Consider the following 16,746-nt stretch of genomic DNA (forward strand, 5'->3'; position numbering starts at 1 on the left):
GGCGATTTTTTTATTTGGTCTAAAAAATGCCCTCACACGTCAATAAATACCGAAAGGAGAATGAGAATGAGTCAGCGTGAACAATGGTCATCGAAAATCGGCTTTATTTTAGCGGCAGCCGGGTCTGCCATCGGATTGGGGGCCATCTGGAAATTCCCTTACATTGCCGGTGAAAATGGAGGCGGAGCATTCTTCCTGATCTTTATTTTATTTACTTTATTACTCGGCCTTCCATTATTACTGGCTGAATTCTCAATCGGACGTACAGCCGGAAGCAATGCTGTGGATTCGTACCGCAAGATCGCTCCCGGGACCAAATGGCACTGGGTCGGGATCCTCGGGATGATCACATCCTTCATCCTGCTTTCCTTCTACAGTGTCATCGGGGGATGGATCGTCGTTTATTTATTCAAAGCTGTTACAGGACAATTAAACGGCCTTTCTTCAGATCAATACGCAGAAGTGTTCGGGGCAACGATTTCAAATCCCGGGATAAGTGTATTCGTCCAGCTCCTCTTCATCTTGATGACCATCATCGTGGTAGCCAAGGGGATTGAAAAAGGGATTGAACTCGCAAGTAAAATCATGATGCCGGCATTATTTATTCTTTTCATTCTGTTAGTGATCCGTGCCGTGACCCTTGATGGGGCAGTGGAAGGAGTTACATTCCTGCTTAAGCCAGATTTTTCCAAAGTAACGTCACAGACGATTTTAGAAGCGATGGGTCAATCCTTCTTTACGTTAAGTGTCGGGGTGTCGGTGATGGTGACATACAGCTCATACCTTCCGAAAACACAGAGTCTGCCCCGTTCGGCGATTTCGATCGTGGCGATGAATATCTTCATCGTATTACTGGCAGGACTTGCGATTTTCCCGGCAGTCTTTGCTTTTGATCTGGAGCCAGGTGCGGGTCCGGTACTGCTATTCAACGTACTGCCTACTGTGTTCAGTCAGCTTCCTTTCGGCATGTTATTCTTCATTGCATTCCTTGTGCTGTTCTTATTCGCAGCATTGACTTCAGCGTTCTCGATGCTTGAGATCATCGTATCCGTCATTTCGAAGGGGGACCCCGGAAAGCGTACGAAATGGTCGTGGATCATCGGTCTTGCCATCTTCGTTTGCGGCATCCCATCGGCTTTATCTTTCGGGGTACTTGGAGATGTCACACTGTTTGGCAAAACCATTTTCGACCTGGCTGATTTTGCAGTAAGTAATGTACTGCTTCCAATCGGATCATTGCTTATCGCCCTGTTCGTTCCTCTCAAAATGAAGAAAACGGCTCTATATGAAGAGTTGAAACAAGGAAGCGGATTGAAGCGGGGGTTATTTGAAACATGGTTCTTCCTGATCCGCTTTGTGGCACCGGTGTTGATACTTTTCGTGATGCTTGATGTGTTGGGAGTATTTTAAACCCCGCCACACAAAAGGGTTGACCCGCAGTTTAGGGTCAACCCTTTTCTTTATGATGCTCCATACCCCATGATCAATCCACACGCCAATCGTTTCCCTGCATCTCCTGAAGGCTGTGACCTGAAGTCATCCGGATTTTGATGAATGATGACACCCTTCCCTATCACATCTTTTACGTTGAATTTATTCGTAAAAAAGGACATCTTTGCGTAGCCGTCATTTGAAAACAGGACAGGAAAATCCCCTGCATGATTCCCATGCGGCTGATTGGTCGGATTCCAATGCCCTCCTGCAGACGTGAAAGGTTCATTGGGATCCCCTATTTCACATACCCCTTTTTCATGGAGGTGAAATCCGTGGGGACCGATCGGCTTTTGATCACCCTTTCCTTCCTTATAGGGAGGTAAACCTGTCACCTCGGCAAATACTTCTACACCATTCTGCACTTCACGGAAAAAGACATATCCTTTGAGCCCTGGAGCGAGTGGACCTCCCTGAATGTGAGCGTAGGCCATATTAGGCGCATTTCGATAATAGGAATAAGCAGGATAGCCATATTGATAATAATTCATCCGTCATCCCCCTTCCTTCAAAACATTTTATGTTGAAAGCAGAGGTGACATGATGAAAACCGTGTGAATCGCTTTTACCCAGAACTTGTTTTTAACCACAGGGATCCTTTCCCATAAGAGGTAAGACCACTAACCAAACGTTTGTTTAACTACCCAACCCCCTTTCCTATCAGGGTTTATCCCACTAATCAAACGTTTGTTTAAATTTTTTACCTCACAGATTGGACCGATGATCGATCTCCGGGTGGGAACTTCTTTTTTCTATAGGGGCATCCCCTGCCGCCTGCTTTCTATATGCAAGGGAAGGCGCTAAGATGTTTGGTTTTATTTTCCTATTACCATTATCCCTTTTCATCTTGTCCAAAAAATGTTATATTTTCAGAAACTTCAGATTTCTATTCTGCTTTGCAACACTATTTTAGGAGGGATTAGTATGCAAGATGACATTAGGCTTATTCCATATTTCATGGACGAAATGATTGTTGATGCAAATGAAATTCCTAAAGGCGTTGATGTAATCCAAGCTCCTAGTATGTGGAAAAACGGATATAAAGGAAAAGGCATCACCATCGCCATCCTTGATACAGGATGCGACATGAACCACCCGGATCTTACCGGAAAGGTGAAGGGCTTCCGTAATTTCACCGACGATGATGACGGTGCGGAAGATAATGTGACGGATTACAGCGGTCACGGGACCCATGTAGCAGGCACGATTGCCGCAAGTGAAAATGGGGATGGTGTGATCGGCGTGGCTCCACTGGCTGAACTGCTTGTGATTAAAGTTCTTGCCGGCAGCCGTGGAAGCGGGAAGTACGATTGGATCGTGAACGGAATCAAGTATGCCATTGAACAAAAGGTCGATATCATCTCCATGTCCCTCGGAGGACCTACAGATTATGAGCCACTCCATGAAGCGATTCAAAAAGCGGTGGATGCCAATATCCTGGTGGTCTGCGCTGCTGGGAATGAGGGGGACTCCAATAGCAGCACCGATGAATTTTCTTATCCCGCCTGTTACAACGAAGTCATCTCTGTAGGAGCCATCGATCTTCAACGAAAGTCTTCCTACTTTACGAATTCCAACAATGAAGTGGACTTGGTGGCCCCGGGTGAACAAATCCTATCGACCATTCCCGGAGAAAAGTACGCCAAGCTCAGCGGAACCTCCATGTCGGCTCCCCATATTTCTGGAGCATTAGCCTTGATCAAAGAATTTGAACAGGCTTCTTTCGACCGGAAACTTTCTGAATGTGAGGTATATGCACAGCTCATTAAGAGGACAGTACCACTTGGCTTCCCGAAAACATTGGAAGGGAATGGCCTGATCTTTTTAACCGCTCCCGATCTTCTGCGCGAGCACTTGAGAAACCAGCCCCTCGCTCAGATCGGATGATTTGAATCTGAAAGTCGGGCAACACAAAAAGAACAGCCATCCATGGCTGTTCTTTTTGTGTTGGGGTTATTGCAGTCTGCTTTCGACTTCTTGGCAGATTTGATCGGCACTCAGTCCGCTTGCTTCGATGACAGGGCCTTGAGTCGCTACATTTTGAATACCCATTACGTCTGTATCCATTCCAGTCACGACACAGCAGTCACACCCATTTGCATCTGACTCCTGCTTAAGCTCCACTACTTCATGCCCCTGTGCCCGTAAGGCTTCTACAACGTTAGTTAAGGATTGTTCAACACCAATTCTCATGCCTTTACACCTCCTGGTTCTACATATAGGATTTTCTTTCGATGAAAAAGATATTCGTCCATTATTTTTTATTTACTTGTCTGCCGCTTTTTTTCTGACTTTGTCCTTCTGTATTTCCCATCTGGGTATCAGATGCAAATTCCACATCGTTTTTGGCCTTTTGTTTCGCCAGCTGTTGAGAAGTTTGATCCATACTCTTCCTGCCCTGCTTTGACATGCTCATCCCTCCTCTGACTTTTATAGAATTAGAATCCCCATTTTCAGGCAAAATATTTGAGGGGCATACGATTCCCACCGGAATGTTTATTTTTACATCAGCCCGGGTAAATAGTCTCTATAACAACAATGAAAAGGGTGGTATTTACATGGATGAAGCAAAATTACATGAATTGATTGATGGATTAAACGAAGATTTAGCCAATGAATATGCGGCAGTCATTCTTTACACCAACTACGCTGCTGTAGTCAGCGGCTTGTATCGTCAAATCTTAAAACCTTTCTTTGAAGAAGAAATTCCTGATGAGCAGGGTCACGCTTTATACCTTGCCGAAAAGATTAAAACATTGGGTGGTCAGCCGACAACGACGCCTGCAGCCGTTAAACAAACGGATGATGTAAAGGAAATGCTTGAAGAGGGCCGTAAAGCTGAAGCAGATACCATTGAGCGCTATAAGAAGCGTAAAGAACAAGCCGAGGAATTGGGACTTGTGGAACTCAGCATCAAGCTTGATGATATGATCGCAGATGAAACTCATCATCTTGAAGAATTTGACCGTCTGTTAAAGGATCCTTCTTTCAACTAATGATAAAAGACCGCTGTTTTCAGCGGTCTTTTTTACGTTATAATGCGGTACTCTTTCCATTCATCCAGCAATAAATCCTGGTATTTTGGGGTTAAATACCGATCATCGATCAGCCTCAGGACCCCTCTGTCCTCTTCCGAGCGGATAAGTCTTCCTCCTGATTGAAATACTTTATTCAACCCGGGATATACATAGGCATAATCATACCCATTCATTCCCATGCCATTAAAATAATCCTTGATGATTTCCTGTTCCACAGAAGGCCGGGGCAGCCCCACCCCTACCACGATTACACCCTTTAACCTGTCTCCTTTTAAATCGATCCCTTCTGAGAAGATCCCTCCCAGTACCGCAAGACCGATAACAGGGTGTTCTCTATCAATCCGGAACTCACCGAGGAATTCTTCTCTTTCTCTCTCGCTCATATTAGGCTCCTGAATAAGGACCACAGCGTCCAATGATTCTATATTCATTCTGTCATACGCTTCCTGCATATAAGAGTAAGAAGAAAAGAAGACGAGGTAATTCCCTTTGTATCCTTTGAACGTTTCCTCTATGGAACGCGTAATGATGGGAAGGGTCCGTTCCCTGTCCCTGAACCGGGTGGAAATGGGGTGGATTCCTACCTGCCACTGGTTGTACTGGAACGGGGAAGGAATCAGGAATCGATAATCTTCTTCATTCCCCCCGAGCTGCTGAAAATAGTACGAAAACGGATGCAGTGTAGCAGAGAAAAATACCGATGATTGATAAGGACGTGTAACCTGTTTAATAAGCTTCGATGGATCGATGCAATAAAGTTTCGCTTCTAAATCTTGGGAGCTACGATCAATGACAAAGCGATGTTCTTCGGAGTAAAGGTTTGAAATCCTCACAAAACTGATGCTGTCGAAATACAGCTGCATAAATCCCTCCGACCACTCCCTGCCCGTTTCCCCCAGACACTGTTCAGCTATTTCAATGAAGCTTACAACCGACTCAACGAGTTGATCATCCAATTTGGCCCTGATGTCAGCACCCTCTTCTTTTTTCAATCGCAGAAACTGCTTATTAACTGCATTAATTCCCTGCCTCAATCCATCATGATCAGGGTATTGCTTTTTGATTTGTAAGAAAGCAGACTTTTTCAGGGAGGCAGAATACATTTCCCTTCCCCTGCCTACGAGATTATGGGCCTCGTCTATGAGCAGATTCGTCCTTTTTTTACTTTCATCGCTCATTCTTTTCAAGGAAACCCTGGGGTCGAAGATATAGTTATAATCGCAAATGACTCCGTCCACCAAGTAGGAAAGATCGATGGAATATTCAAAAGGACACACCTTATGCTTTTTCGCGTAGGATTCGAGGATCGGACGCGTGAGGATGGTTTCTCTGGTCAAAATATCAATCAGCGCTTCGTTTATGCGATCATAATAACCGTTTGCAAATTCACAATACTCCTTCTGACAAATCGTTTCTTCTTTAAAGCAGATTTTATCTTTTGCCGTGATCGTAACCGTCCTGTGGGCCAAACCCTCTTTTTCCAAAAGAAGAAGAGCTTCTTCTGCCACTGTACGGGTGATCGTTTTTGCCGTCACATAAAACCACTTGCTATTCCCTTCTGCCATTGCTTTTATGGTAGGAAACAGGGTCGAAATGGTTTTCCCTGTTCCCGTCGGAGCATTGGCATAAAGGGATTTCGATTCTGATACTGTTTTATATACGGCACCTGCGAGTTTTTTCTGTCCTTTACGATAGGAAGGATACGGAAATATCAGGTCCGTGACACTTTTCATTTTGTTTTCTTCATTTGTCAGGATCACAGTGGCAAACGGTGTGTAAGCAACCAGGGTTCCATTCACGATGCGTTCAAGCTCTTCAGTGGAATACATTTGCTTGAATGACTTCGTTCTTTCTGATTCCACCTCGATATAGGTTAATTGAACACCCACATTGGTCAGCTGCCTTTCCTTTGCCAGCAGGTATGCATAGCATTCTCCCTGAGCCCAGTGGACGCGGCTTCCTTCTTCAATCAAGTCCAGTTTTTTTGCCGTCGATTTGATTTCCTCCACGGTCACCTCTCCGTCATCATAGTGAATGCCATCACAACGACCTTCGAGTTGATAGACCAGACCACCCGCTTCTTTCTCCCCTTTCAGGAAGACTTCCTTTTCATCGCCTTCTTTATATTGTTTCTGCAGTTTCTGATGGAGTCTTGTGCCGGTGACCATAGAGGAACGAGCCTGAAATCTCAGATCGATGCTTCCTTCCTTATACACAAACTCCACTAACTCCCTGATGGATACCTTCATGGTTTTCTTCAACGGACGTTTCACCTCCAGTTTTCAAAGGAATTGATGATTCTAACTGTTTTCAGTTGTACATATACATTAGACAAGCTGTTCGGAACGGAGGATTCGGGAGAATGAAGGCAAGATTCATCTTTTATTGCATTGGATTACTATCTCTATCATTAGGGGTGTCACTTATTATCAAAGGGGATTTGGGAGCAGCTCCCTGGGATGCACTCGCCGTCGGGGAATCCACCCTGCTTCACCTTTCGGTCGGTACATGCATTTTCATGAATGGATGCATTCTCATCCTCATAAACGCATTTTTATTAAAAGAAGGTATCCAATGGTTAGCCGCCCTCTCCATCTTTGTGATTGGAATGATGGTTGATTACTGGATCACGTCCGGACTTAGAACAATGGAACCCATTGGATTTGTTCAACAATTATCTTTTGTCTTGATCGGCATCCTGCTTCTCGGGATTGGAATCTCCATCTATCTTCAAGCCAAGCTCCCTTCAAGCCCCATGGATACCTTCATGGTGGCGATCCATCACCGTTTCGGGTTAAACTTGCGCAATTCCCGCTTGTTAAATGAAGCGATTGCCATCACCCTCGCCATGGTCTTCCACGGGGCAGTAGGCATCGGAACGGTCATTGTCGCCTGCACCTTAGGATTTATCATTCATATCTTCTATCCTATCATGGAACGTATGTACGGGAAATGGAGCTGAGGGATTTTTTAATTCAACAAAAAAACACTTAGTCCTTTCCCTAAGCGTTTTGATCATTCATATAAGCATTGGCAAGATTCGATTCAAATGTAGCAGGCTGATGTAACGGCAGGCTTATCGTTGCCACCGTTCCTTTATTCACAATGCTTGAATAATGGACATGCCCACCCATGGCAGCGATGATCCGCATGGACACGGATGTACCGAGACCGGTCCCCTGTTCCTTAGTGGTGAAGAAGAGTGTTCCGATTCGTGCGATCTGTTCTTTCGTCATGCCTTTGCCTGTATCCGTTACGGTGATGATCACCTGTGTATGGGTGACTTCCAGATGTATGGTGACACTGCCTTGGGGAGGGGTTGCCTCAATGGCGTTCTTGATGATATTGATGAATGCTTGTTTCAATTTATTCCGATCTGTCAATAAGTACCCGTCTTCCTTCAAGTCCGCCTCAAGATAAACCCCTTCCTTCAATGCGTAGGCATTAAGAAGAACGGTGACATCTGAAAGAACTTCTTTGACATTGATCTTCTCGACCTTTTCAAGCTCCGGCTTGGCAAAGTTCAAATAATCATTGATGATGTCCTCTGCCCTCCCCAATTCACTCAGTACGATCTTCAGATATTCTTCATGATCACCTTTAACCTGCTTTTTCATTAATTGAAGGAACCCTTTCACAACGGTCAGGGGATTGCGCACTTCATGAGCAATGGAGGCGGCGAGTTCACCAAGAGTATTGAGTTTCTCCGACTTCATGATTTCTTCCCGCATAATCTTCTTTTCAATCATCCATTCATTCAGTTGAGCTGCTAGTCCCACTCCGAGCACCTGAATCCCGCCGAAAATAAGGACATAGATCCCCATCTCCTGGTTACCCGATACCGGGACACCGGATATGAAGGAAAAGGAAAGCAGAATGCCGAGCATGACCAGAGCCGGCCAAAAACCCAGCAACACAGCAAATGTCACTCGTTTTCGTGGAGGGAATGACCAGAAACGATTGGAAATCAAGAATGGCAGGATCCCCGCCAGGAAAGCACTGATGAATCCGAAGACAATCGCATCACCTCCGTGGATGATACGTGCAGCCAGGATAAACATGAAGACGATGACCCCGGATCGCCTTCCCCCGTACAGCATGGATAGAACCAATGGAATATACCTGAAATCCCAGTACAACCCAAAACTTTCATAAGCGAAAATCAAACACATAAATGCGGCGATCCCATGTAATACACCAATGAAAACAGGGGATTTCCCCAGCCTGTGATTTTCCAGGAGAGAGGTTTGAATGAGAACAGGAGCCAATATAATCAGTACATGTAATAATAATTTCTCAATCAGCATCGAAATGTCTCCCAGCAAAAAGTATTACTTTACACATACGACAAAATTTAGATAAATCCTTTCTCAATAGACATAAAATAACGAAAAAAGTCATAGGGACAGACCTCGGCACTTCTGCCAGAGGTCCGTCCCTCTATTGATGGTTAATTCAATCGCCCTTTATAGGTGAGGTCTTTGGGATCGAGGTGGTTGTAGTTGCCCTGGAGTATGTTCTCTATGTCCCCGATGGTTTGCTTTATCTGAACACTTTGTCCTTTCACCTTGGTGAATTCCTCCGCTACATAGAAAGGCTGGCTCAAGTATGCTTCGAGTCTCTCCCCTATTTCGAACAGCTTAAGGTCTGTGTCGGGGATTTTATCCTTGCCGATCGTATTCATCAAAACGCGGATTTCTTTATATCTCCTTAACACTTTCTTTGCCTTCTTGTGGGTCGCGGCATGGCTTGCATCCAACGCTTCGTCTTCGAGCAGGACGGACGTTGATTGAACGGGGTGAATGGCCGGGTACAGCCCACGGGTAGCGAGATCTATGTCGAAATAACACAGGGTATCAAGTGGACCAAACGGGTCATCTTCATCGACTGCTTCTCCGCTTGGATCAAACAGGATGGTGGTGATGTCCGGATAGCCCTCTGCTTCGAGCCTCTCTCTCAATTCATACAGCTTCCCTGAGACGATAAACGAACGATCAACATACAAGAGAATGCTTTCCTTGTCATCCACCAATGAAACCTCCGCAAAGGCATCATCGATCGTGTGGCATTTCGCATCGACGAATCCTTCAAGGTCACTTAATCCGGGATAGGTTTGATCCGGAGTTAATAAAATGGCATGATAACCCTTCTCTTTCAACACTTGTGTCATTTCAGCCAAAACGACAAATTGGCCGATTTGGGATCTCGCAACGAATCCGTTGGTCCCTCCCTGAACAATGGGTGCAAATAAATCAAGCGGTTTAATCCCCGTTTCAATCATACTTACTTTCCCTCCTTGAATAATTAATTCATCGAGCGTACAATTCGCCAGGTTTGCAAGAGTCACGATTGTTTTCACCTCGGCGCGTCCCACCGATATTTTCCCTGTACACAGATTTGACACAGTGGCCGGCCTTAATCCCACCGTTTTGGCCGCAGATGTGAGATTCGGTACACGCTTACGCAGCAATGAAACATTTAACCTTAAATGATCTTTCATGGTAAATATCCCCTCCTTACTTTATAAGGTAATCTATTTTACTTTAAAAAGCAATACTTTTTATTTTAAAACGTAATTTTTTTACTTTTAAAAGTAATATTTGGTCAATTACCTTTATTCTTCTTTTATATTAATCTAATTTTCTCTTATATTATTGTCCTAAATAAACAAGGTCGTACTTATAATAAAAAATAAGATCTTTTAACTAAAAGGATGAACGCAGATGAAAAATACGAAGCTACCCGAAACGTCTAAAAAACAGCGCATCGTCATCGAGATGATGGTCGCTTTCTTTGTCCTGTTCACAATCATCGTGTACTGGCTGCCAGTTGAAAAGGCCACACCACCGCCTTTCTTGCAAAAGGAAAACGAGCGTCCCCTTGTCATTGCCCATCAGGGAGGAAAATATCTTGCACCCGGGAATACCATTAAAGCGTTCCAAAATGCCGTGGATCTTGGAGCCGACGTCATCGAAACAGATATACATATTACCAAAGACGGCCATTTGGTAACGATTCATGATCCCACAGTTGATGCGACAACGGACGGACGTGGATATGTAAAAGATTACACATTGAAAGAGCTCCAACGGCTTGATGCGGCGTACTATTTCCAAGATCTGAAGGGGGAGTACTCCTTTCGGGGAAAACATATATATGTCCCCACCCTTGAAGAAGTATTTCAGCGGTTTCCCGATATGAGGATCAATATTGAAGTGAAAGACGACAACCCTGAAGAACGGACAGAGGAAATTGTACAGAAGTTAATGAAACTGATTGAAGAATACAATATGGAGGATAAAGTCCTCATCGCCTCATTCGATCAGGACATCATTAATTTGGTTGAATCTTCTTCTCAAGGAAGGATTGCCACACAAGGAGGCAGACAGGAAGCAAAGAAGTTCGTCATCCTGCACAAATTGTTCCTGAGAAACCTTTATAAAACGAATGTCGACGCCTTTCAACTTCCCCTTCAAGAAGGAAACCTTGACCTGACACAATCGATTCTGATCTCAGGAGCCCATCGCATCGGCCTTCAGGTACATTATTGGACCGTCAACGACAGGGAAACCATGGAAAGACTTATAAACCTTGGTGCAGACGGCATCATTACGGATCGACCTGATTTATTATTGAACATACTGGGGAAAAGATAATATTTTCTTCTCTGTGAAAAGTGAATGTTATAAAGATTCCTCACCAAAAACCTACAAAAAAATTACAAATATAATGGTAATGTCAGTACTATTGACCTATATAAGTGTTTGTCACTCTCTGTTAGGCTTAAATTAAGTCAAATGACGAAAGAAGAATAAATATGACAGTAAATGTGTTTTTAGACGATTACCGACACTGTCCCCAAGGGTACATTCTTGCGAAAGACATCGATGAATGTATTGACCTGCTTCTTAATTTTTCTATCGCTCATCTTTCACTGGATCACGACTTAGAGAGTAAGACACGTAATGGTTTAATGCTCGTCCACTATATGGTGGAAAAACAGCTATTTGCAGAAAGAATCACGATTCATTCCGCAAACTCTGGTGCGGGCAAAAGAATGTTCAAGTATTTAAAAGAGGCACAGAACGACCGGAAGATGCCTCAGTCCATCCAAATCCTATTACGGCCATTGCCTCTAAGATGAGTTATCATATATAGAGAACTGTTCCCTGAACAGTTCTTTTTTTGTCAATTTATTTAATTTGGTTTTTTCTTACTCTATAATAGGTAATAGCGATTTTATTAAAGAGGGGCTTCTTATGGGTTTTTTGAAAAGATTTCAATTTGTCGGGGGAAGGATTGCTAAAACGGGACTTGCCGTTTTCCTTACTGCTCTCGTATGTGAACTATTAAACTGGCCGGCGACCTTTGCCGTCATAACCGCCATCGTCACCATCGAACCGACGGCTGCAAATTCAATCAAGAAAGCCTATGTCCGCTTTCCGGCATCGGCTATCGGTGCATTATTTGCCGTGATCATCACTCATACGTTAGGGGACCATGCCCTTACCTATGCTCTGGTCGCGCTTCTGACGATCATCACCTGTCATAAGCTTCATCTGGGTGCGGGAATCCTGGTCGCTACACTAACGGGAATCGCCATGATTCCCACGATCCATGATCACTACGTGGCGACGTTTTTCATCCGCCTTGGAACGACTACCATCGGACTGATTGTATCGACTTTGGTCAATCTGTGGATCCTTCCACCTAAGTATAGCAGCACGATTTCAACCAATATTCATAATCTCTATTTCAAAACAGGGAATCTGTTGGAAAGAAGGGGCTCTGAAGTACTCCAGAACCATTCTCTGCACAGAGAGACGAAATTGATATTCAATGATATTTTAAGAGAGATTGATTTGACGGATACCCTTTGCGAATATCAGAAAGAAGAATGGAAGCTCCACCGCTCCAACCGTCAGGAAATGCGCTGTTTCCATTATGAATATAAGAAGCTGAACATCTTGAGACAAATCCTTTTTCATATCGGAAACATCATCTATCTCCCCGTTCACTATTCTTTCAGTGAAGAGGAGAAAGATCGAATCATGGATGCAACATTAAGCTTAAAAGGAATCATGCACCATCCTTCATTTGAAATTCCAGATCAGCATTTCACCCTTATGAAGAATTTATTGGAGGAATTCTGGGAGGACCAGGAGGGGCTTCATATGAAACCATTTCAATCCATGAAGCATCACTTCTCCTGTGAAACCATCATGCTTTATGAACTGTTATCCATTCATGATCTTGTTGAAGAGTTGCGTGAGATCCACGTCCTTGAGGAACAGCATCGTAACGTATTGGAAAAAGCACTGTACCCGGAATGATGATTAAATCCAATTACAAAAAGAAAAAATCCGAACGAATTCGATATTCAATAATGGATGTCGAAAGATCGTTCGGATTTCTTTTGTCTGAAAAGCATTTGTCTAAAAGCCTTATTTCAGGGCATTATTCGCTAACATTGCAATGACCATATCATCCATTGGAGGATTATGGAGCCCTGCCCTTACATCACGATAATAGCGCTGCATGGGATTGGTCCGAAAGAGGCTCCTCGCTCCCACGATCCTCATGGCAGTATCTACGATATGAAAGGCGCTGTTTGTTACAATATGCTTGACAGAAGAGAGTTCTGCAGCCATCTCCCCCCGCTTCGCAGGCTCCCTTACCCACTTATCTGCCACGGAATACAGAATCTGCCTGGCTTTAAACAACTCTAATTCAATTTCACCAATTTTCCGCTGGACCTCAGGAACATCCTTGATCGGGCCGGGCAGACTGTTCGGGGAGTAGTCTTTGGCAAACTGGATGGCATAGTTACGTGCTGCCATCGCTACCCCTATATAACAGGCAGGGATATGAAGCAGCCATGCTTTAGGAAGACCACTCTTCCCTTGGCCGCTGTCCCGCTCCACGAGTGAAGAAGGCGGTAACTGGACGTCTTCAAGGACCAGGTCATCACTCCCTGTCCCCTTCATGGAAATTGTGTCCCACGTCTCTTCAATGCTCACGCCTTCCAAGTCATGATCCACAAGGAAGAATCCTTTCTCTTCCGTATCACCGATCACAGCCGATACTAAGGAATAGTCCAGTACTCTCGCCATTGAAGTAAAGGATTTCCGGCCTGTTATTCTCCAGCCCTTTTCGGTTTTGATCGCCTTGGTCTGAGGCAGTCCCCCTCGTGTCGGGCTGCCCGTTGCCGGTTCTGTGGCCGCACGGTTCACGAGAGCATTGTTTGCCACAATCTTCTCACACAGATCCTTGAAAACCTCTTCCTCCCAGTCACGGGTTTCTGTAAGCTCCATCAATCCCCCCAAATGCCAGCCAATGGACAATGCCGTTGCAGCATCCCCTGTTGCCAGTCTCTCCTGGATCATGACAAGCTCATATAAATTGATCTCTTCTCCCCCATATTCTTTCGGCAGGGACAGAGAACCGTATCCACTTTTTTTAAAGTCGTCGAAATTCTCATAAGGGAATGCATCCTCTCTATCGTACTTCTCCCCTCGTTCAGAAAAAGCATCGGCGAGCCTCCCGGCTAAATCAACCAATTTCCTTTGGCGTTCATTTTGTATAAACGATTGATATACATCCAATGAAACAGCACCTCCCAATGATTAAATGACGTTTCTCTTCTCCGTTTATCATAATCAATTTCGCAGCCCGACTCAAAGATAAAGCTTATTAATCTGATCGGTTTACATTTTCACCTTAAACCGAATAATAGCTTTTACAATGAACACTCTATAAATAACATCCCACACTAAGGAGGAAATCACCTTGAGCCACAAACGCAATAAACGGTACATATTGATTCTGATGCTCATATCGTGGGTATTTCTCTTGTTGGCAGGAAAAGAAACTTTAAAAAGATATTTACCCGCCTCTTTGTTCATGTCACTACTTGTGTACTATGAAAATGTGTTGGCAGAGAGAATCAATTGGTGGACCATCTCAACAAGGCTTTTCCCGAAAGTAAACGGCGTCATGCCATTTGTCATCGGTGTTTTCCTGACAGGGTCGGTGTGGATCCTGAAATTCACTTATCAAAACATATACCTTTATGTATTCGTCAATATTCTGGTTGATACATTTTTCACATACCCCTTTTACTCCCTTTTCAAAAAACTGGGTGTGTGGAAATTGACTCATTTAAAGCAATACAAGCTATCCGCGCTATTTTTCATGAAATCACTGCTCATGTATGCTTTTCAAAAATATATCGGGGAAAGGCTTTATTCTAAAATCAAAGCCCCTCTTCAGTAAAGAAACCTGCTGCCACAGTGGCAACAGGTTTCTTTTTTGTAGATTATGATGCATTTTCCTTATCTTCGACTTTATACTCCTGCTCCCAAAACTCTGCATTTTTGATACCGAGTTTTTTCGAGTTGAAGACCGGATCAAGCCCCTGCTTCTTCTGCTCTTCGTAATCCTTCAGCGCTTTAAGTGCCGGTTTGGCAAGGATGAGGATCGCGATCAGGTTCAGCCATACCATAAGTCCAAGTCCGATATCACCCAACGCCCATGCAAGAGCCGCTTCTCTTACCGCTCCGTAGAAAGTGGCTCCAAGAAGGACTACCTTCAGGACCACCATGGCCGCCTTTGAATTCTTGCCTCTCAACAAGTAAGCCACATTCGTCTCAGCCATGTAATAGTAGGCCATGATTGTCGTAAAGGCAAAGAAGAATAAAGCGATCGCGACGAATGATGCCCCGAATCCCGGAATCACTGATTCAATGGCAGCCTGTGTATAGCCAGGTCCTGCTTCAATACCATCCAGATTGTTTGCAAGCATCGTCCCGTTAGGACCTTCCGTATTGAATGAACCCGTAAACAGGATCATGAATGCTGTTGCCGTACAAACAAGAAGGGTATCAATATAAACCGAAAATGCTTGAACCAATCCTTGTTTGGCCGGGTGGGAAACCTCTGCCGCAGCAGCAGCATGAGGTCCTGTTCCTTGACCTGCTTCGTTGGAATAGATTCCGCGTTTGACTCCCCACGATACCGCCATACCGATGATTCCACCGAATACGGAATCGGCACCGAATGCACTTCTGAAAATAAGGCCAAAGACAGCCGGGATCTCCGCAATATTCATTCCGACGATGATAAGGGAAAGAAGAATATACGCAATGGCCATGAACGGCACGACGTATGAAGCCACTCCCGCAATACGTTTGACACCCCCAAAGATGATGACCCCGATCAACACCACAAGTCCGATACCTGTGACCGTCGTGTTAAGACCGAAAGCATTTTCCAATCCTAATGCAATGGAGTTTGACTGGATCCCCGGCATCAGGATACTCATAGCAAGTAATGTCGCAAATGAGAATAGTACGGCATACCACTTCCAGCCAATCCCCTTTTCAATATAATAGGCCGGTCCCCCACGGTATTCCCCGTCCTGCTTTACTTTATAAATTTGAGCTAATGTCGACTCAATAAAGGCACTGCTTGCACCAATGAATGCAATCGTCCACATCCAGAAGACGGCTCCCGGACCACCGAAGGCGATGGCAGTAGCCGTACCGGCGATGTTCCCCGTTCCTACACGTCCGGATAATGAAAGAGCCAAAGCCTGGAATGAAGACACCCCTGCACTTGAGCTTCCACCCTTAAACATTTGAACCACCATATCTTTAATCAACCGGACCTGCAAAAACTTCGTTAAAATAGAAAATAGTAAGCCTACACCCAAACAAAAATAAATCATGACCGGGGACCAAAGGATCCCTACGAGCTTGCCAACGAATTCTTCCACGGCATTTCCCCCTTTTATTTTCATAAAATTTTCTAACTATTAAGAATTATATTTTATTTGACACAATATAGACAATCTTTTTTTATGACGAAAATTTTATAAACGTAGAAAAACCCTTACATGACATGACTTTATACTCGTAAAAAAAATTTGGGGCACTCTATAAAAGAGGTGATAAAATGTCGAAAAGAAAACTTCTCGTCCCGGAATCGCGAGCCGCTATGGATGAGCTGAAAGCGAGAGTGTCGGGTACCCGGGATCCAAAGGAAGCCAAGTATGAAATCGCAAAAGAACAGGGAATCCCTCTTCAAAGGGGCTACAATGGGAAATTAACGTCTGAACAGGCGGGGAAAGTCGGTGGATCGATCGGCGGTAATATGGTGAAGGAACTTGTCAGAATGGCTCAGGAGAATATGTCAAAAAAATGATCAATAAAAAGCT

Annotated in this window: 17 protein-coding genes; 9 read left to right on the forward strand and 8 right to left on the reverse strand. The window is 44.3% G+C overall.

The window, feature by feature from the left end:
- The first annotated feature begins 66 nt into the window (after positions 1 to 66).
- Positions 67 to 1,410 (forward strand): sodium-dependent transporter, encoded by a 1,344-nt coding sequence (locus tag ATG71_RS02220; RefSeq protein ID WP_098438322.1) that lies wholly within the window; start codon positions 67 to 69, stop codon positions 1,408 to 1,410.
- 50 nt (positions 1,411 to 1,460) lie between these two features.
- On the opposite strand, the gene ATG71_RS02225 is transcribed toward ATG71_RS02220, so the two are convergent.
- Positions 1,461 to 1,982 (reverse strand): superoxide dismutase family protein, encoded by a 522-nt coding sequence (locus ATG71_RS02225; RefSeq protein ID WP_098438323.1) that lies wholly within the window; start codon positions 1,980 to 1,982, stop codon positions 1,461 to 1,463.
- A gap of 433 nt (positions 1,983 to 2,415) precedes the next feature.
- On the opposite strand from ATG71_RS02225, the gene ATG71_RS02230 reads away from it, so the two are divergent.
- Positions 2,416 to 3,378 carry a S8 family peptidase gene (locus ATG71_RS02230; RefSeq protein WP_098438324.1) on the forward strand — a complete coding sequence of 321 codons (963 nt, stop codon included), beginning with the start codon at positions 2,416 to 2,418 and terminating at the stop codon, positions 3,376 to 3,378.
- Positions 3,379 to 3,444: 66 nt separating this feature from the next.
- On the opposite strand, the gene ATG71_RS02235 is transcribed toward ATG71_RS02230, so the two are convergent.
- Both ATG71_RS02235 and ATG71_RS23245 read right to left on the reverse strand, forming a co-directional pair.
- Positions 3,445 to 3,684, reverse strand: a complete 240-nt coding sequence (locus ATG71_RS02235; RefSeq protein ID WP_060671538.1) for a YkuS family protein — start codon at positions 3,682 to 3,684, stop codon at positions 3,445 to 3,447.
- Between the two features lie 61 nt (positions 3,685 to 3,745).
- Positions 3,746 to 3,901, reverse strand: coding sequence for a hypothetical protein (locus ATG71_RS23245; RefSeq protein WP_179886434.1), 156 nt, complete (start codon positions 3,899 to 3,901; stop codon positions 3,746 to 3,748).
- Positions 3,902 to 4,049: 148 nt separating this feature from the next.
- On the opposite strand from ATG71_RS23245, the gene ATG71_RS02240 reads away from it, so the two are divergent.
- Positions 4,050 to 4,487: a ferritin-like domain-containing protein gene (locus ATG71_RS02240; RefSeq protein ID WP_060671539.1), complete on the forward strand. Its 438-nt coding sequence runs from the start codon at positions 4,050 to 4,052 to the stop codon at positions 4,485 to 4,487.
- A gap of 32 nt (positions 4,488 to 4,519) precedes the next feature.
- Here ATG71_RS02240 and ATG71_RS02245 read toward each other — a convergent pair whose 3' ends face one another.
- A complete protein-coding gene (locus ATG71_RS02245) occupies positions 4,520 to 6,790 on the reverse strand; it encodes a helicase C-terminal domain-containing protein (RefSeq protein ID WP_098438325.1) in 2,271 nt (756 codons plus the stop codon).
- Between the two features lie 101 nt (positions 6,791 to 6,891).
- On the opposite strand from ATG71_RS02245, the gene ATG71_RS02250 reads away from it, so the two are divergent.
- On the forward strand, positions 6,892 to 7,491 hold the full coding sequence (locus tag ATG71_RS02250; protein ID WP_098438326.1) for a YczE/YyaS/YitT family protein: 600 nt from the start codon (positions 6,892 to 6,894) through the stop codon (positions 7,489 to 7,491).
- A 40-nt stretch (positions 7,492 to 7,531) separates the two neighbouring features.
- Here the strand turns inward: ATG71_RS02250 and ATG71_RS02255 are convergent, their stop codons facing one another.
- Entirely contained in the window at positions 7,532 to 8,782 is a 1,251-nt protein-coding gene (locus ATG71_RS02255; protein WP_483295328.1) for an ATP-binding protein, read from the reverse strand.
- Positions 8,783 to 8,979: 197 nt separating this feature from the next.
- Positions 8,980 to 10,029 carry an ATP synthase beta subunit C-terminal domain-containing protein gene (locus tag ATG71_RS02260; RefSeq protein ID WP_098438328.1) on the reverse strand — a complete coding sequence of 350 codons (1,050 nt, stop codon included), beginning with the start codon at positions 10,027 to 10,029 and terminating at the stop codon, positions 8,980 to 8,982.
- A 223-nt stretch (positions 10,030 to 10,252) separates the two neighbouring features.
- On the opposite strand from ATG71_RS02260, the gene ATG71_RS02265 reads away from it, so the two are divergent.
- The 3 genes from ATG71_RS02265 to ATG71_RS02275 all read left to right on the forward strand — a co-directional run bounded on the left by ATG71_RS02265 (position 10,253) and on the right by ATG71_RS02275 (position 12,862).
- Complete coding sequence (locus ATG71_RS02265) at positions 10,253 to 11,185, forward strand: glycerophosphodiester phosphodiesterase family protein (protein ID WP_098438329.1); 933 nt, start codon at positions 10,253 to 10,255, stop codon at positions 11,183 to 11,185.
- 161 nt (positions 11,186 to 11,346) lie between these two features.
- Entirely contained in the window at positions 11,347 to 11,673 is a 327-nt protein-coding gene (locus ATG71_RS02270; protein WP_034760934.1) for a cyclic-phosphate processing receiver domain-containing protein, read from the forward strand.
- A 115-nt stretch (positions 11,674 to 11,788) separates the two neighbouring features.
- The gene (locus tag ATG71_RS02275; protein WP_098438330.1) at positions 11,789 to 12,862 is read left to right on the forward strand and encodes an aromatic acid exporter family protein; all 1,074 of its coding nucleotides are present in this window, start codon (positions 11,789 to 11,791) and stop codon (positions 12,860 to 12,862) included.
- 111 nt (positions 12,863 to 12,973) lie between these two features.
- Here the strand turns inward: ATG71_RS02275 and ATG71_RS02280 are convergent, their stop codons facing one another.
- On the reverse strand, positions 12,974 to 14,152 hold the full coding sequence (locus ATG71_RS02280; protein ID WP_483295296.1) for an acyl-CoA dehydrogenase family protein: 1,179 nt from the start codon (positions 14,150 to 14,152) through the stop codon (positions 12,974 to 12,976).
- 166 nt (positions 14,153 to 14,318) lie between these two features.
- On the opposite strand from ATG71_RS02280, the gene ATG71_RS02285 reads away from it, so the two are divergent.
- The gene (locus ATG71_RS02285) at positions 14,319 to 14,804 is read left to right on the forward strand and encodes a hypothetical protein (RefSeq protein ID WP_286162890.1); all 486 of its coding nucleotides are present in this window, start codon (positions 14,319 to 14,321) and stop codon (positions 14,802 to 14,804) included.
- Positions 14,805 to 14,847: 43 nt separating this feature from the next.
- On the opposite strand, the gene ATG71_RS02290 is transcribed toward ATG71_RS02285, so the two are convergent.
- Positions 14,848 to 16,305, reverse strand: a complete 1,458-nt coding sequence (locus tag ATG71_RS02290) for an alanine/glycine:cation symporter family protein (RefSeq protein WP_098438332.1) — start codon at positions 16,303 to 16,305, stop codon at positions 14,848 to 14,850.
- A 179-nt stretch (positions 16,306 to 16,484) separates the two neighbouring features.
- Between ATG71_RS02290 and ATG71_RS02295 the strand changes: the two genes are divergently transcribed.
- Positions 16,485 to 16,733: an alpha/beta-type small acid-soluble spore protein gene (locus tag ATG71_RS02295; RefSeq protein ID WP_098438333.1), complete on the forward strand. Its 249-nt coding sequence runs from the start codon at positions 16,485 to 16,487 to the stop codon at positions 16,731 to 16,733.
- Positions 16,734 to 16,746: the final 13 nt, after the last annotated feature.

Origin of the sequence: Bacillus sp. es.034, from assembly GCF_002563655.1 — a bacterium.
GTDB lineage: Bacteria > Bacillota > Bacilli > Bacillales > Bacillaceae_B > Rossellomorea.

Bases quoted from the DNA above. Each gene is read 5' to 3' on its own strand.
- ATG71_RS02295 (WP_098438333.1), top strand. From the start codon at position 16,485: ATGTCGAAAAGAAAACTTCTCGTCCCGGAATCGCGAGCCGCTATGGAT.
- ATG71_RS02235 (WP_060671538.1), bottom strand. From the start codon at position 3,684: ATGAGAATTGGTGTTGAACAATCCTTAACTAACGTTGTAGAAGCCTTA.
- ATG71_RS02225 (WP_098438323.1), bottom strand. From the start codon at position 1,982: ATGAATTATTATCAATATGGCTATCCTGCTTATTCCTATTATCGAAAT.
- ATG71_RS02260 (WP_098438328.1), bottom strand. From the start codon at position 10,029: ATGAAAGATCATTTAAGGTTAAATGTTTCATTGCTGCGTAAGCGTGTA.
- ATG71_RS02265 (WP_098438329.1), top strand. From the start codon at position 10,253: ATGAAAAATACGAAGCTACCCGAAACGTCTAAAAAACAGCGCATCGTC.
- ATG71_RS02230 (WP_098438324.1), top strand. From the start codon at position 2,416: ATGCAAGATGACATTAGGCTTATTCCATATTTCATGGACGAAATGATT.
- ATG71_RS02250 (WP_098438326.1), top strand. From the start codon at position 6,892: ATGAAGGCAAGATTCATCTTTTATTGCATTGGATTACTATCTCTATCA.
- ATG71_RS02220 (WP_098438322.1), top strand. From the start codon at position 67: ATGAGTCAGCGTGAACAATGGTCATCGAAAATCGGCTTTATTTTAGCG.
- ATG71_RS23245 (WP_179886434.1), bottom strand. From the start codon at position 3,901: ATGTCAAAGCAGGGCAGGAAGAGTATGGATCAAACTTCTCAACAGCTG.
- ATG71_RS02240 (WP_060671539.1), top strand. From the start codon at position 4,050: ATGGATGAAGCAAAATTACATGAATTGATTGATGGATTAAACGAAGAT.
- ATG71_RS02270 (WP_034760934.1), top strand. From the start codon at position 11,347: ATGACAGTAAATGTGTTTTTAGACGATTACCGACACTGTCCCCAAGGG.
- ATG71_RS02275 (WP_098438330.1), top strand. From the start codon at position 11,789: ATGGGTTTTTTGAAAAGATTTCAATTTGTCGGGGGAAGGATTGCTAAA.